Genomic DNA, 15,072 nt, shown 5'->3' on the forward strand with positions numbered 1-15,072 from the left:
TCTGGATTCTGGGAAGACATATTGAAGATCTCGGCCGTAACAGTCAAATCGAATTTATATGCCTGGGCTGTTTTTCTGCCTCGACGCCTGACTCACCGTGGGTCGCATTCGACCTGGCATATACGGGTTTTCCGAGGAGTTACCCGGACCCAGCGTGCGCATCCTTATCAGCAAAGTGGCGCGGGGCTGTAACCCTCCTTCACGTGAATAAGGGGTGGCGGTCCGGGGCTGACGGGCAATGGACCGTGTCAGGGGGGGCCGTTATGGTCGGCACTTCTGGGACTGGCTGGGGAAGGGAGCCGCGAATGAGCGCAGCGCTGGATGTGACGGGATCGCCGGGGGACGCGAGAGCCTCTTCTGGTGGCCAGGGGCTCGAGTCCGTGGACCTTCCCGACGTCTTCCAGGTGGACGTGGCGGTGTGCGTGCGGGACGCGCTGGGGCTGCTCGGCGCGACGCGGCGGCTGCGCGGCATGGAGGTCGCGCTGGAGCTCCCCGAGGATCCGGTGATCGCCCGGGTCAGCCGGCGGCGCCTGGAGCAGGTGCTGCTGTTGCTCGTCGCCCACGCGGCGGACGTGGCCCCGGCCGTGGCGCCTTCCGTGCGCGTGGTGGTGGATCCTCCGGACGACTTCGGCGACGCGGGGCCCCGCTTCCAGGTGGTGATGCCGGGCGTGAGCCTCTCCGAACGGGAGACGCGCTCGGTGGTGCTGTCGCCCCTGCGCGTGGGCGGCACCCAGCGGCGGCTCGCCCGCGCGCGGGAGCTGGTGGACGCCATGGGCGGTGAGCTGGCGGTGGAGCGCCTGGAGGAGGGGACGGCCGTGAGCGTCGTCCTGCCGGCGCCGGGGCTCGCGAGCTTCTAGCCCGCATCCAAATCCGGAAAGACGATCCTGCTTCCGGACCATTGGCTGCGATAAGCGCGGCACCCCCCGGGTGCGTCCAACCCAGGGGGCGTGCGGCCAAACTCCTTGACGACCGGGGGCGGGTTCCCGACTATCCGCCGCCTCTCAAGACCCCGGTCTCAATCAGGAGTTTGCGTTCATGGCGCCTCCCTCTGGCGAGAAGATCACCCTGCAGAACGGCAAGCTGACCGTTCCGAACAACCCGATCATCCCCTACATCGAGGGCGACGGCACCGGCCGCGACATCTGGAAGGCCTCGCAGGCGGTGTTCGACGCCGCGGTGGAGAAGGCCTACGGCGGCAAGAAGAAGATCTCCTGGTACGAGGTGCTGGCCGGCGAGAAGTCCTTCAAGCAGGTGAACAACTGGCTGCCGGACGAGACGGTCGCCGCGTTCCGCGAGTACCTGGTGGGCATCAAGGGCCCGCTGACGACGCCGGTGGGCGGTGGCATCCGCTCCCTGAACGTGGCGCTGCGCCAGATGCTGGACCTGTACGTCTGCCTGCGGCCCGTGCGCTACTTCAAGGGCGTGCCCTCTCCGGTGAAGCAGCCGGACAAGGTGGACATGGTCATCTTCCGTGAGAACACGGAAGACATCTACGCGGGCATCGAGTTCGAGGCCGGCACCGCGCAGGCGGAGAAGTTCCTGGGCTGGCTGAAGCAGGAGTTCCCCAAGGAGGCGGGCAAGATCCGCTTCCCGGCGAACGTGGGCATCGGCATCAAGCCCGTGTCGCAGGAAGGCACGGAGCGCCTGGTGCGCGCGGCCATCCAGTACGCGGTGAACCTGAAGCGCAAGAGCGTCACCCTGGTCCACAAGGGCAACATCATGAAGTTCACCGAGGGCGCGTTCCGCAAGTGGGGCTACGACCTCGCGGCGCGTGAGTTCGGTGACAAGGTCTACACCTGGGACCAGTGGGAGGCCACCAAGGCCGCCAAGGGCGAGGAGGCCGCCAACGCCGAGCAGAAGGCCGCGGTGTCCGCCGGGAAGATCATCATCAAGGACTCCATCGCGGACATCACCCTGCAGCAGGTGCTGACCCGTCCGGACGAGTTCGACGTCATCGCCACGCTCAACCTCAACGGCGACTACCTGTCGGACGCGCTCGCGGCGCAGGTGGGCGGCATCGGCATCGCGCCGGGCGGCAACATCAACTACGTCTCCGGCCACGCCGTCTTCGAGGCCACCCACGGCACCGCGCCGAAGTACGCGGACCTGGACAAGGTGAACCCGGGCTCGGTCATCCTCTCCGGCGAGATGATGCTCCGCCACCTGGGCTGGCACGAGGCCGCGGACCTGATCATCAAGGGCATGGACAAGGCCATCGCGGCGCGCACCGTGACGTACGACTTCGCGCGCCTGATGAAGCTGGAGACGAAGGAGACCGTGTCCGAGGTGAAGTGCTCGGAGTTCGGTCAGGCCATCATCAAGCACATGTAGTCCCCACCCCAAAGCAGGAGGGCGAAACCATGGCTCACAAGAAGAAGAAGATCGGCCTCATCGGTGGCGGTCAGATCGGCGGCAACCTGGCGCTGCTGGCGGTCCAGAAGAACCTGGGCGACGTGGTGCTCTACGACATCCCGGCGGCGGAGGGGCTGGTCAAGGGCAAGGCGCTGGACATCAACCAGCTGTCCGCGGTGGATGGCTACGACAGCCGCGTCACCGGCTCCACGGACTGGAAGGACGTCGCGGGCTCGGACGTGATCATCATCACGGCCGGCGTGCCCCGGAAGCCCGGCATGTCCCGCGAGGACCTGCTCGAGGTCAACCTGAAGATCATGAAGGACGTGGCGGGCAACATCAAGCAGCACGCCCCGGACGCCTTCGTCATCAACGTGGCCAACCCGCTGGACGCGATGGTGTTCGCGCTCCACAAGATCGCCGGCCTGAAGGACAACATGGTCGTGGGCATGGCGGGCGTGCTGGACACCAGCCGCTTCAAGTGCTTCGTGGCCGAGGCCCTGGGCTGCTCCATCCGTGACGTGGAGGCGCTCGTCCTCGGCGGCCACGGTGACGATATGGTCCCGCTCGTGCGCCACAGCACCGTGGGCGGCGTGCCCCTGACCCAGCTCATCGCCAAGGACAAGCTGGACGCCATCATCGACCGCACCCGCAAGGGCGGCGCGGAGCTGGTGGGCCTGTACAAGACGGGCAGCGCCTACTTCGCCCCGGCCTCCTCCGCCATCGCCATGGCGGAGAGCTACCTCTTCGACCGCAAGCGCGTGCTGCCGGCCGCCGCCCTGCTCAAGGGCCAGTACGGCATCAAGGACTTCTTCTTCGGCGTCCCCGCGCAGATCGGCGCGAACGGCGTGGAGAAGATCATCGAGGTGGAGCTCAACGACGCGGAGAAGGCCGAGCTGAACAAGTCCTTCACCTCCGTCAAGGGCACCGTCGACCTCGTGAAGCTGTAGTCCCCGGCTGTCGGCGGGCCCGCCTGAATGCTCCTGGCGGGCCCCGCCTGATGCCGTGAATGATCCGGGCTTATCCCCCGGCCCCCCGTCCTTGCGGCGGTATTTTTCCAAGTTAACTAGCGTGTTGGACTCGTACCTGGCACGGGTGCGGGGCAGCGTCGCGAAGCAGGACTTCAGCGGCCCCCCGTGAAGGCACCCCCCCGGCAGCCGGTGCTCAAGGAGACGATGATGGCGGCAGCAGCGCGATTCACGGTGGTGGGCGGCGGTCTCGCCGGGCTGATGACGACGATCAAGCTGGCGGAGGCGGGTCACCAAGTGGACGTGCTCTCGCTCGTCCCCGTCAAGCGTTCCCACTCGGTCTGCGCCCAGGGCGGCATCAACGGCGCGGTGAACACGAAGGGTGAGGGCGATCACCCGGACATCCACGTCAAGGACACGCTGCGCGGCGGCGACTTCCTCGCGGAGCAGGTGTCCGTGAAGGGCATGTGCTACGCGGCGCCCGGCATCATCTACCTGTTGGATCGCATGGGCGTGACGTTCAACCGCACGCCGGAAGGCCTGCTGGACTTCCGCCGCTTCGGCGGCACCCTGCACAACCGCACCGCGTTCGCGGGCGCCACCACCGGACAGCAGCTGCTCTACGCGCTGGACGAGCAGGTCCGCCGCTACGAGGCGGAGGGCAAGGTCACCAAGTACGAGTACTGGGAGTGGCTGGGCACGGTGAAGGACGAGTCCGGCCGCTGCATCGGCAGCGTGGCCATGGACCTGCGCACCATGGAGATCCGCACCTTCCCGGCGGAGGCGGTGTGCCTGGCCACGGGCGGCCCGGGCATCGTCTTCGGGCGCTCCACCAACTCCATCATCAACACCGGCACCGCCGCGGGCCGCGCGTACATGGAAGGCGCGCTGTACGCCAACGGTGAGTTCATCCAGGTGCACCCCACGTCCATCCCGGGCGAGGACAAGCTGCGCCTGATGAGCGAGTCCGTGCGCGGCGAGGGCGGCCGCGTCTGGGTGCCCAAGAAGAAGGGTGACACGCGCAACCCCCGGGAGATCCCGGAGAGCGAGCGCTGGTACTTCCTGGAAGAGAAGTACCCCAAGTACAAGAACCTGGTGCCGCGCGACGTGGCGACGCGCGAGATCTTCATGGTCTGCCGCGACCTGGGCATGGGCCTGGGCGGGCGCGACGGCGTGTACCTGGACGTGACGCACATCCCGGCCAAGACGCTCGACGCGAAGATCAAGGGCGTGATGGAGATCTACGAGAAGTTCGTCGGAGATGATCCGCGCCACACGCCCATGGTCATCTTCCCGGGCATGCACTACTCGATGGGCGGCCTGCACGTCTCCTTCGAGGCGGACTCGCGCACCCAGACGCCGCTGGACGGCAGCCCGGTGAACCAGAGCACGCGCATCCCGGGCCTCTACGCGGCCGGCGAGGCGGACTACGCCTTCCACGGCGCGAACCGCCTGGGCGCCAACTCGCTCCTGTCCTGCATCTACTCCGGCATGATCGGCGGCCCGGCGATGGCGGCCTTCGCCAAGAACCAGACGACCAGCGCCGCGGCGATGCCGGAGAAGTACTTCGCGGACGCGAAGAAGTACTGGCAGGACCGCTTCGCCACCATCAAGGCGATGAACGGGCAGGAGAACCCGTACCAGATCGCCAAGGAGCTGGGCGAGGTGATGACGGAGAACTGCACCGTCGTCCGCTACAACGACCGCCTGAAGAAGACCATCGAGCGCGTCCGCGAGCTCAAGCAGCGCTGGAACAACGTCAACGTGCTGGACACGGGCGTCGTCGCCAACCGCGCGCTGTCGTACACCAACCAGGTGTGGAACATGCTGGAGCTGGGCGAAGTCATCGCCACCAGCGCGCTCCTGCGCGACGAGAGCCGCGGCGCCCACTACAAGCCGGACTTCTCCCTGCCGGAGCCCAAGGTGAAGGACCCGACAAAGGATCCGGAGTGGATGACCCTGTGGCGCCAGCGCCACGAGAAGTGGGCGAAGACGACCATCGCCACCTACGCCGCCCAGGGCCCGCAGATCTCCTACCAGGACCTGCCCACGCCGGTGCTGGAGCCCGAGCCCCGCTGGTACGCGTAAGGCGTTCGTTTTCTTTCCGGGCCCGCGCGCTTCCAGGCGCGGGTTTCCGCCACCTGATTTGGCAGTGAAGGGAAGGGCAGCCGCACCATGGACACCGCACAGGCCAGCGCCGTCAGCTCGAAGACCATCTCCTTCCGCATCTGGCGGCAGGATGATCCGAACAAGCCCGGGCACTTCGAAGAGTTCAAGGTTCCCTATGCGAAGGGCGCCAACGTCATCTCCTGCCTGATGGAGATCCAGCGCAACCCCGTCACCGCGGAGGGCAAGAAGGTGGCCCCCGTGGTGTGGGACTCCGCGTGCCTCGAGGAGGTGTGCGGCAGCTGCGCCATGAACATCAACGGCCGGGTGCGCATGGCGTGCTCCGCCCTGGTGGACAAGCTCCAGCAGCCCATCACCCTGGAGCCGATGAAGAAGTTCCCGGTGGTGCGCGACCTCACCGTGGACCGCGACCGCATGTTCGAGTCGCTCAAGCGCGTGAAGGGGTGGATCCCCGTCGACGGCACGTACAACCTGGGCCCCGGCCCGCGCCAGTCGCAGAAGGACCACTCCGTGATGTACGTGCTGTCCACGTGCATCACCTGCGGCAGCTGCCTGGAGGCGTGCCCCCAGGTGACGCTGGACAACGACTTCATCGGCGCCGCCCCCATCAGCCAGGCCCGCCTGTTCAACATGCACCCCACGGGCAAGCTGAACGCGGAGGAGCGCACGCGCGCCCTCATGGGCCCCGGCGGCATCCAGGACTGCGGCAAGGCGCAGAACTGCGTGAAGGTCTGCCCGAAGGAGATCCCCCTCACGACCTCCATCGCGGTGATGAACCGCGAGGTGAGCAAGCTGATCATCAAGGACATCTTCTTCAAGGAAGAGGAGCAGAAGGCCTCCGCCGGTCCGGGTTGACCCTCCCGGACGCTGACCTGGCTTGCTCGCGGCCCCGTGCCTGCGCCCCCTGTCGTTGGGGCGCCGGGCGGGGCCGTGTCCATTAGGGTGAAGACCGCCTCATCCGCCCGGACACCGGGTGTTATTGCTGAGAGGCGGAGCCTGTGTCCCGTCGCGACGCTGGAGGCCAAACGGCCTTGCCATCCGTCGTTTTCTGCGCAATGAGGGCCCGCGTTGACGCCCCGTGTAGGGGTTGTCCTCGTCTCCCCTCGTCCCACCCGGAGATTCGATGAAGATCCACGAGTACCAGGGCAAGGAACTCTTCCGGAAGTATGGCGTGCCCACGCCGCGCGGCATCCTCGCGCTCTCTCCCGACGAGGCGGAGGCCGCGGCGAAGGAGCTCGCGACGCCCGTCGTCGTCGTGAAGTCGCAGATCCACGCGGGCGGCCGCGGCAAGGGCGGCGGCGTGAAGCTGGCCAAGAGCCCCGCGGAGGCCAAGGACCTGGCCCGGCAGATGCTGGGCATGATGCTCAAGACCATCCAGACCGGCCCGGAAGGGCAGAAGGTCCACAAGGTCTACATCGAGGAAGGGCTCGACATCGGCCAGGAGCTGTACCTGGGCGTGACGCTCGACCGCGCCACCAGCCGCATCACCTTCATGGCGTCCACCGAGGGCGGCGTGGAGATTGAAGAAGTGGCGGAGAAGCACCCGGAGAAGATCCTCCGCGCCGTCGTGGACCCCGCGGTGGGCTTCGCGGACTTCCAGGGCCGCGAGCTGGCCTTCGGGCTGGGCCTGACGGGCCCCACGGTGAACAAGTTCGTCCAGTTCTGCTCCGCGCTCTACCGGATGTACATGGAGACGGACGCGTCCCTCGTGGAGATCAACCCGCTGGTCATCCGCAAGAGCGGCGGCGTGGTCGCGCTCGACGCGAAGGTGACCTTCGACGAGAACGCGCTCTACCGGCACAAGGACCTGCTGGAGTACCGCGACCTGGCGGAGGAGGAGCCCCGCGAGACGCAGGCCAAGGAGTACGACCTGGCCTACATCGCGCTGGACGGCAACATCGGCTGCATGGTGAACGGCGCCGGCCTGGCCATGGCCACCATGGACACCATCAAGCTGGTGGGCGGCGCTCCGGCCAACTTCCTGGACGTGGGCGGCGGCGCGAGCAAGGAGAAGGTGACGGCGGCCTTCAAGCTCATCCTCGCGGATCCGCAGGTCAAGGCGGTGCTCGTCAACATCTTCGGCGGCATCATGAAGTGTGACGTCATCGCGGAAGGCATCATCGCGGCGGCGAAGGAAGTGCAGCTGAAGATCCCGCTCATCGTGCGCCTGGAAGGCACCAACGTGGAGCAGGGCAAGGAGCTGCTCCGCAACTCGGGCCTCGCCATCACTCCCGCGGACAACCTGCGCCAGGCGGCCGAGAAGGCCGTGGCGGCCATCAAGTAGGGCCTTCGCTCCCTCTTTCCTGAAAGAACGCCATGAGCATCCTCGTCAACGAGAACACGAAGGTCCTCGTCCAGGGCATCACCGGCTCGGCGGGCTCGTTCCACGCCAAGCAGATGCTGGAGTACGGGACGAAGATTGTGGGCGGTGTCACGCCGGGCAAGGGCGGCACCTCCTTCGAGGGCAAGGTCCCCGTGTTCAACACGGTGGCCGACGCGGTGAAGCAGGCGGGCGCGAACACGTCCGTCATCTTCGTGCCGCCGCCCTTCGCCGCTGACTCCATCATGGAGGCCGCGGACGCCGGCATCTCCCTCATCATCACCATCACCGAGGGCATCCCGGTCAACGACATGGTGCGCGCCAAGCGCTACCTGCAGGGCAAGCCGGGCGTGCGCCTCATCGGCCCGAACTGCCCGGGCGTCATCACCCCCGGCGCGAAGTGCAAGATCGGCATCATGCCGGGCCACATCCACAAGCCGGGCCGCATCGGCGTGGTGTCCCGCTCCGGCACGCTGACCTATGAGGCCGTGCACCAGCTGACGCAGCTGGGGCTGGGCCAGTCCACCGCGGTGGGCATCGGCGGCGACCCCGTCAACGGCACCAACTTCGTGGACGTGCTGAAGCTCTTCCAGGCCGACCCTGAGACGGACGCCGTCATCATGATCGGTGAGATTGGCGGCAGCGCGGAAGAAGAGGGCGCCGAGTACGTCAAGCGCGAGTTCACCAAGCCCATCGCCGGCTTCATCGCCGGTCAGTCCGCGCCCCCGGGCAAGCGCATGGGCCACGCGGGCGCCATCATCTCCGGCGGCAAGGGCACGGCCTCGGAGAAGATCAAGGCGATGGAGGCCGCGGGCATCCTGATGGCCGCCAGCCCCGCCGAGCTGGGCACCACGCTGCAGGAGGCCGTCAAGCGCGGCCCCCCGAAGCGCTGAGCCGAACCCTTCACACGACACACACACGAGGAGCCAAACACCATGGCCATCGAGCGCACGCTGTCCATCATCAAGCCCGACGGAGTGAAGAACAACCACGTCGGCGAGATCATCGCCCGGTTCGAGAAGGCGGGCCTGAAGCCTGTCGCCATCCGCCGGCAGCAGCTGTCCCAGGCGGAGGCCGAGGGCTTCTACGCCGTCCACAAGGCCCGGCCGTTCTTCAAGGACCTGGTGTCCTTCATGATCTCCGGCCCGGTGGTCCTGATGGCCCTGGAGGGTGAGAACGCCGTCCTGAAGAACCGCGAGCTGATGGGCGCCACGGATCCGAAGAAGGCCGACAAGGGCACCATCCGCGCGGACTTCGCCCAGAGCATCGACGCGAACACGGTCCACGGCTCGGACAGCCTGGAGAACGCGAAGAACGAGGTCGCGTACTTCTTCCGCGAGACCGAAATCCAGGGCTGAGCAGCTTCCAGCCTGGTGACAGCGGCCCGGTGTCCACGCCCCACGCGGCGCGGACCCGGGCCGTCGTCATTTCCAGCAAGGAGCTGCCGGCGGGCAGGCGCGCGTTCGCCTCCATCGAGGTCGCGGACGCGGAAGAGTTGGGTGCGGGTGACGGGCGACTGGAAGCGCGGCGCCGCCGAGCACCACGACTCGAAGGGGTAGGCAGGGAAGGGGGCGGGCTCTCCTTTGACTTGCCGTGCCTTCTTGTGGGAAGCACGCCCCATTGCCCTCCGTTAGCCCCGACTGAACGATGTCCGAGCCTACCGCCACAGCCCTCCCAGTCACCGAGCCCCTGCCGGTGCCGGCCCCCGCGAAGCTGGTCGACGTGGCCAGCCTGTCGCGCGAGAAGCTCGCGCTGTTCCTGAGCGAGCAGCTGGGCGAGCGCCCGTTCCGCGCGGCGCAGCTCTACCGCTGGCTGCACCAGCGCGGCGCCACCTCCTTCGACGAGATGACGGACCTGTCCAAGGCCCTGCGCGAGAAGCTCAGGGTCAAGGCGGAGATCGTCCCGCTGGTGAAGGACCTGGAGCAGCGCAGCGTCGACGGCACCATCAAGTACCGCTTCAAGACGCGCGACGGGCGCTTCATCGAGTCCGTCTACATGCCGGCGGAGGACCGCAAGACGCTCTGCGTGTCCACGCAGGTGGGCTGCGCCATGGCGTGCTCGTTCTGCATGACGGGCACGCTGGGCCTCAAGCGCAACCTCACGGCTGGAGAGATCGTCGCCCAGGTGCACGCGGTGAACCGCGAGGTGCGCCGCAACGAGAGCCTGGAGACGCTGCGTCCGCTCACGAACCTGGTGTTCATGGGCATGGGCGAGCCGCTCCACAACTTCGAGAACCTCAAGACGGCGCTCGCCATCCTCCAGTCGGAGGAGGGGCCCAACTTCAGCCACCGGCACATCACCGTCTCCACCGTGGGTCTGGTGCCCATGATTGAGCGCTTCGGCCAGGAGACGGACGTCAAGCTGGCCATCTCGCTCAACGCCAGCACGGACGAGCAGCGCAGCCAGACGATGCCGGTGAACCGCAAGTGGAACATCCAGGCGCTCCTGGAGGCCTGCCGCAAGTTCCCCCTGCGCCAGGGCCGCCGCATCACCTTCGAGTACGTGCTGCTCAAAGGGTTCAACGACAGCGACGAGGACGCGCACCGGCTGAAGGAGCTCTTGCGCGACATTCCCGCGAAGGTGAACCTGATCCCGTACAACGAGAACCCCGGCCTGGGGTTCCAGACGACGGGCGAGCAGCGGGCCGAGGAGTTCCGGGCCATCCTTGCCGAGGCGCACGTCGCGGCATACATCCGGAAGAACCGGGGCCGGGACATCGCCGGGGCCTGTGGCCAGCTCGCCAATCGCGACGAGACGGCCGCGGAAGCCCCGACGTGACATAAGCACCCGAGCTTCCTTGACAATCCAGTCGGCAGGGCGCTAAGAGCGCCCCCCTCCGCACTGTTACCGTAGAAGTCTCACGATTTCGCTGGAGCGATCCATGGCCGTTGTCCTCCGTCTTGCCCGCGCGGGCGCCAAGAAGATGCCGTACTACCACGTGGTTGCCACCGACTCGCGCAGCCCGCGTGACGGCAAGTTCCTGGAGCAGGTCGGCTCCTACGACCCCAACCACAGCCCCGCGAAGGTGCAGTTCAACGAGGAGCGGCTGAACTACTGGCTGAAGAGCGGCGCGCTGCCCTCCGAGACGGTCGCGGACCTGATCAAGACGGCGAAGAAGCAGGCCCCGGCGACCACCGCCTGAGCACGCCCCCGTCTGGACAAGACGTGGAGCCGCTGCTCACGTATCTGGCGAAGGCCCTGGTTGATCAACCCGACCAGGTCACTTTGCGCATCTCCGAGGCGGATGGCGGCCAGCTCTATGAGCTGAAGGTCGCCCCCGAGGACGTCGGCAAGGTCATCGGACGTGATGGGCGCACCGTGAACGCCCTCCGGACGCTGATCAACGCCGCCGCCCAGAAGCAGGGCCAGAAGGTCCGCCTGGAGATACTCGACGATCGCCGCGCCCCGGGTTCTCCCCCGGCGCCGCCCGCTCCGGACGCCGCGCGGTGAGCGCGCAGGCCTGTCTGGAGTTGGGCTACGTGGCCCGTGCGCACGGGCTGCGCGGCGAGGTGGCGGTCAAGAGCTTCGACCCCGCCTCGGAGACGCTCGGCACCGTCGAGCGTGTCCGGCTGCGCCTGCGCTCGGGTGAAGAGCGCGAGTACGCCCTGGAGACCTTCCGTCCTGCCAACAAGGAGGACCTGGTGTTCTTCGAGGGCGTGGCGTCCCGCGCGGCCGCCGAGGCATTGGTGGGCGCGAAGGTGTTCGTCTATCGCGAGGACCTGGAGCCGCCCGAGGAGGGCGAGTTCTTCCAGGGCGACCTCGTGGGGTTGAACGCCGTGGACGAGCAGGGCGCCTCCCTGGGCACGGTGGAGGAGGTCTGGGCCACCGGTGAAGTGCCCAACCTGGTGATCCGCGCGAAGGGCCGGCCGGAGCTGGTGGTGCCCTTCGCGGATGAGTTCGTGCCGGCGGTGGACGTGCCCGCGGGGCGCATCGTGATCCGGCCTCCGGAGTACCTGGAGGCGGACGGGCCCGAAGGCTCTGGAGACGGCGGGTGAGCTACCGCGTGGAGCTGCTCACGCTGTTCCCCGGGATGGTGTCCGGCTACCTGGGCGCGAGCATCCTCGGGAAGGCCCAGGAGAAGGGGCTGCTCTCCGTCACGCTCACCGACGTGCGCGACTACGCCGAGGGCAAGCACCGCGTCACCGACGACGCGCCCTACGGCGGCGGCGCCGGCATGGTGATGAAGCCCGAGCCGCTGGTGGCCGCCATCGAGGCCGCCCGGGCCCGTCAGCCCGGCGCGAAGGCGCTCCTGATGAGCCCGCGCGGGCCCACGTTCACGCAAGGGACGGCGCGCGAGCTTGCGCGGCACGAGGCCGGGCTGATCCTCGTCTGCGGCCGGTATGAAGGCGTGGACGAGCGGGTGATGCCCTTCCTGGACGGGGAGCTGTCCCTGGGCGACTTCGTCCTCACCGGAGGGGAAGTCGCGGCCATGGCGGTGGTGGACGCGGTGGCGCGGCTGGTGCCGGGCGTCCTGGGCAACGAGGCGTCCTCCGTGTCGGAGAGCTTCGAGGAGAACCTCCTGGAGCACCCGCACTACACCCGGCCGCCCGTCTTCCGGGGGGCCGAGGTGCCTGCCGCCCTCCAGTCCGGCGATCACGCCCGCATCGCCCGCTGGCGCCGGTGGAAGGCCATCAAGCTCACGCAGGAGCGGCGGCCAGACCTGTTCGCGCGGCTGGTGTTCAGCAAAGCGGATCAGAAACTGCTCGCCAGGGAAGAAGAAGCGTTGTAACCCTGCGTGTTCTCGCGGAACCTTTTGTTGCAGGCTTGTTCGTCCCGGCGGTCTCTGCTAGGACGGCCCGCTCTTTTCCACGCGTCCTACGCGTCAAGTTCCGCTTTCTGGAGTCCGTCATGCGCCGCAGCCTCATCGAGCACGTCGAAAACAAGTTCCTGCGCAAGGACATCACCGAGTTCCGCACGGGTGATTCCGTTCGCGTCCACTGGAAGGTCAAGGAAGGCGAGAAGGAGCGCGTGCAGGCCTTCGAGGGCGTGGTCATCCGCAAGACCAAGGGCACGAACCGCGCGACCTTCACCGTGCGCAAGATGTCCTTCGGCGTCGGCGTGGAGCGCATCTTCCCCATCCACAGCCCGCGCTACGAGAAGATCGAAGTCCTCACCCGCGGCGACGTGAACCGCAAGCGCCTGTTCTACCTCCGCGAGCTGAAGGGCAAGGCCTCGCGCGTGGACGTGCTGGTGGATCCTGAGAAGGCCGCCGCCAAGGCCGCCAAGGCCGCCGCCGCTCAGGGCTAGTAGGTCCGCAGAAACCCTCTCGCGGCCTTCGCGGCCGCGTGAGAGAAGGAGCGTCCTTCATTGGACGCTCCTTTTTTCGTTCGGGCTAGACTGCGCGCGCCATGCACTTCGTCGAGGTCGCCATCCAGAACGTCCGTGGGTTCTCTCCCACCGGACGCTTCCCGCTGAAGACCGGGTACCTCATCCTCAAGCCGCCCACGGCGGACATGTTGCCGCTCGGGAACCTGGCGCTGTCCCTGCTGTTCGCGGATGGCCGGGGTGGAGACTCGAGCCTGGTGGGCTCGGCGGGGCGCTCTGGCAAGGCCGCGCTGACGTTCGTGGGGCAGGACGGGATGACGTACCGGATCTTGCGCGAGCTCGGGGGTTCCGGCTCGCTGCACCGGCTCAACCCGGCCACCAGCCAGCCGGAGCTGGTCTCCACGGACGTCTCGGAGATCAACCAGTACCTGCGCGGCCAGGCGGGCCTGCCGCCGCGCACCACCTTCGAGCAGGTGTACTGCCTGCAGCTGGTGATGCTGCCGTCGCGCCGGCCCCGCAAGAGCCTGGCCAAGGCCGCGGCGGCCGCGGGCGCGAAGGCCTCCGGGGCCACGCCGTCGCTGGCGGCCGCCACCCAGGTGCTGCCGGCGGAGGACGTCCCGGCCGCCGAAGCGAAGGTGAAGGTGCTGGAGAAGGAGCTCGTCACCGCGAAGGCGGTGGATCAGCTCCAGTTCAAGGTGGACGAGCTGGCGTCGCTCATCTTCGAGGCGGACTCGAAGCTCAAGGGCGGTGAGGGGCTCAAGGAAGCCATCTCGCAGGCGGAGGCCGCGTGGCGCGCGGCGCCCTCTCCGGAGTCGCTGGGCCTGCCGCTGGACATCCTCACGCGCGTGAAGCGCTACCCGAAGGCGGTGGCCCGGCGGGACGAGGCGCTGGCGCGGCTGGAGACGGACCGGGATCCGGAGCAGGAGGACGCGTCGCTGAAGGTGCCGCCGCTCACGCAGAACCGCTACTTCTGGGGCGGCCTGGGCGCGGGCGTGCTCTTCATGGGCCTGAGCGTGGGCCTGGGCATCGCCGCGGCGCAGCCCATGTGGCGCTACCTGGCGCTGCTCAACATCCCCGCCTTCGGCACGGCCGCGCTGATGGCGCTGCGCTACGTGGACGACCTGCAGCACGCCACGCGCAAGGGCTCCAAGGACAACCGCAAGGACGCGCGGCAGAAGAAGATCCTCGACGAGTTCGAGCTCGAGGACGCCCCCGTGCGCATGGCCGTCAAGGCCCTGAACCTGGAGGACTACACGGAGATCCCCGGGGCGCTGGAGCAGAAGGATCTGCTCGGCATCCGGCTGGGGGAGCTGCAGACGCAGCTGGAGGAGTTCGAGGCCTCCGCCGAGTACCAGGGCGCCCTGCGCGACGGGCAGGAGATGCGCGCGCAGCAAGAGGAACTCAACGCGGAGCTGTCCGCCAAGGGCACCTACGTGCGCGACCTGCGCGAGGTGGAGCGGGAGCTGTCCCGGCTGAAGGAGTCCATCGCGCTGGCGAAGGCACCCCCGGTGCCGGTGGCCGTGGCCCCCGGCCAGACGCCCGCACCCGTGGATCCGCTGGAGGACCCGTCCCCCCTGGTGCTGTCGCAGGCCGCGGACGTGCTCACGCTCGACATGCTGTCGGTGCAGGCGCTCCTGAAGGACCGCTGCGTGCAGTACCTCACCGCGCTCACGGACAAGCGCTACCAGGGCGTGGAGTGGGACCGCGAGGGCAACGCCTTCCTGCTCGCGCCGAACAGCCGCATCCCGGTGGGCGAGCTGTCCCCGAAGGACATCGACCTCTACTACCTGGCGCTGCGCCTGACGGTGGTCGAGAAGACGTGCGCCCGGGTGAAGCGCCCCTTCCTCCTGGATGACGTGCTGACGGGCGTGGACGAGGCGAAGCTGCCCCTCGTCGCCCGCATGCTCAAGCACCTGGGCACGCTCACGCAGGTGCTGCACGTCACCGCCCACCCCGGCTTCGGCCAGATGTCGGATGGCACCGTTAACGTCTAGCCGCCGCGAAGAAGCGCGAGGGGCGGCGGCTAGACGTTAACGGTGC

At 67.9% G+C, this 15,072-nt stretch carries 15 protein-coding genes; all 15 read left to right on the forward strand.

Annotation, left to right across the window (positions count from 1 at the left end):
* The first annotated feature begins 305 nt into the window (after positions 1–305).
* The 15 genes from D7W82_RS16710 to D7W82_RS16785 all read left to right on the forward strand — a co-directional run bounded on the left by D7W82_RS16710 (position 306) and on the right by D7W82_RS16785 (position 15,026).
* The gene (locus D7W82_RS16710) at positions 306–857 is read left to right on the forward strand and encodes an ATP-binding protein (protein WP_120619310.1); all 552 of its coding nucleotides are present in this window, start codon (positions 306–308) and stop codon (positions 855–857) included.
* A 178-nt stretch (positions 858–1,035) separates the two neighbouring features.
* The gene (icd, locus tag D7W82_RS16715; RefSeq protein WP_120619311.1) at positions 1,036–2,331 is read left to right on the forward strand and encodes an NADP-dependent isocitrate dehydrogenase; all 1,296 of its coding nucleotides are present in this window, start codon (positions 1,036–1,038) and stop codon (positions 2,329–2,331) included.
* Between the two features lie 29 nt (positions 2,332–2,360).
* Entirely contained in the window at positions 2,361–3,302 is a 942-nt protein-coding gene (gene mdh, locus D7W82_RS16720) for a malate dehydrogenase (protein ID WP_120619312.1), read from the forward strand.
* Between the two features lie 228 nt (positions 3,303–3,530).
* Positions 3,531–5,408, forward strand: coding sequence for a succinate dehydrogenase flavoprotein subunit (gene sdhA / locus D7W82_RS16725; protein ID WP_120619323.1), 1,878 nt, complete (start codon positions 3,531–3,533; stop codon positions 5,406–5,408).
* Positions 5,409–5,495: 87 nt separating this feature from the next.
* Positions 5,496–6,302: a succinate dehydrogenase iron-sulfur subunit gene (gene sdhB / locus D7W82_RS16730; protein ID WP_120619313.1), complete on the forward strand. Its 807-nt coding sequence runs from the start codon at positions 5,496–5,498 to the stop codon at positions 6,300–6,302.
* A gap of 268 nt (positions 6,303–6,570) precedes the next feature.
* On the forward strand, positions 6,571–7,731 hold the full coding sequence (gene sucC / locus D7W82_RS16735) for an ADP-forming succinate--CoA ligase subunit beta (RefSeq protein WP_120619314.1): 1,161 nt from the start codon (positions 6,571–6,573) through the stop codon (positions 7,729–7,731).
* Positions 7,732–7,763: 32 nt separating this feature from the next.
* On the forward strand, positions 7,764–8,660 hold the full coding sequence (gene sucD / locus D7W82_RS16740; protein ID WP_120566134.1) for a succinate--CoA ligase subunit alpha: 897 nt from the start codon (positions 7,764–7,766) through the stop codon (positions 8,658–8,660).
* 42 nt (positions 8,661–8,702) lie between these two features.
* Positions 8,703–9,125 (forward strand): nucleoside-diphosphate kinase, encoded by a 423-nt coding sequence (gene ndk / locus D7W82_RS16745; RefSeq protein ID WP_014397302.1) that lies wholly within the window; start codon positions 8,703–8,705, stop codon positions 9,123–9,125.
* A gap of 289 nt (positions 9,126–9,414) precedes the next feature.
* Entirely contained in the window at positions 9,415–10,545 is a 1,131-nt protein-coding gene (gene rlmN / locus D7W82_RS16755) for a 23S rRNA (adenine(2503)-C(2))-methyltransferase RlmN (protein WP_120619316.1), read from the forward strand.
* A 103-nt stretch (positions 10,546–10,648) separates the two neighbouring features.
* Positions 10,649–10,909 carry a 30S ribosomal protein S16 gene (gene rpsP, locus D7W82_RS16760; protein WP_014397299.1) on the forward strand — a complete coding sequence of 87 codons (261 nt, stop codon included), beginning with the start codon at positions 10,649–10,651 and terminating at the stop codon, positions 10,907–10,909.
* A gap of 23 nt (positions 10,910–10,932) precedes the next feature.
* Positions 10,933–11,217, forward strand: a complete 285-nt coding sequence (locus tag D7W82_RS16765; RefSeq protein WP_120619317.1) for a KH domain-containing protein — start codon at positions 10,933–10,935, stop codon at positions 11,215–11,217.
* Positions 11,214–11,762, forward strand: a complete 549-nt coding sequence (gene rimM, locus D7W82_RS16770) for a ribosome maturation factor RimM (protein ID WP_120619318.1) — start codon at positions 11,214–11,216, stop codon at positions 11,760–11,762. Before D7W82_RS16765 ends, rimM begins: the two co-directional genes overlap by 4 nt.
* On the forward strand, positions 11,759–12,496 hold the full coding sequence (trmD, locus tag D7W82_RS16775; RefSeq protein ID WP_120619319.1) for a tRNA (guanosine(37)-N1)-methyltransferase TrmD: 738 nt from the start codon (positions 11,759–11,761) through the stop codon (positions 12,494–12,496). Before rimM ends, trmD begins: the two co-directional genes overlap by 4 nt.
* A 119-nt stretch (positions 12,497–12,615) precedes the next feature.
* Positions 12,616–13,014, forward strand: a complete 399-nt coding sequence (gene rplS, locus D7W82_RS16780) for a 50S ribosomal protein L19 (RefSeq protein WP_120553445.1) — start codon at positions 12,616–12,618, stop codon at positions 13,012–13,014.
* A gap of 101 nt (positions 13,015–13,115) precedes the next feature.
* Entirely contained in the window at positions 13,116–15,026 is a 1,911-nt protein-coding gene (locus D7W82_RS16785) for an ATP-binding protein (RefSeq protein WP_120619320.1), read from the forward strand.
* Positions 15,027–15,072: the final 46 nt, after the last annotated feature.

It is taken from the genome of Corallococcus sp. CA049B, assembly GCF_003611685.1.
Taxonomy (GTDB): Bacteria; Myxococcota; Myxococcia; order Myxococcales; family Myxococcaceae; genus Corallococcus; species Corallococcus coralloides.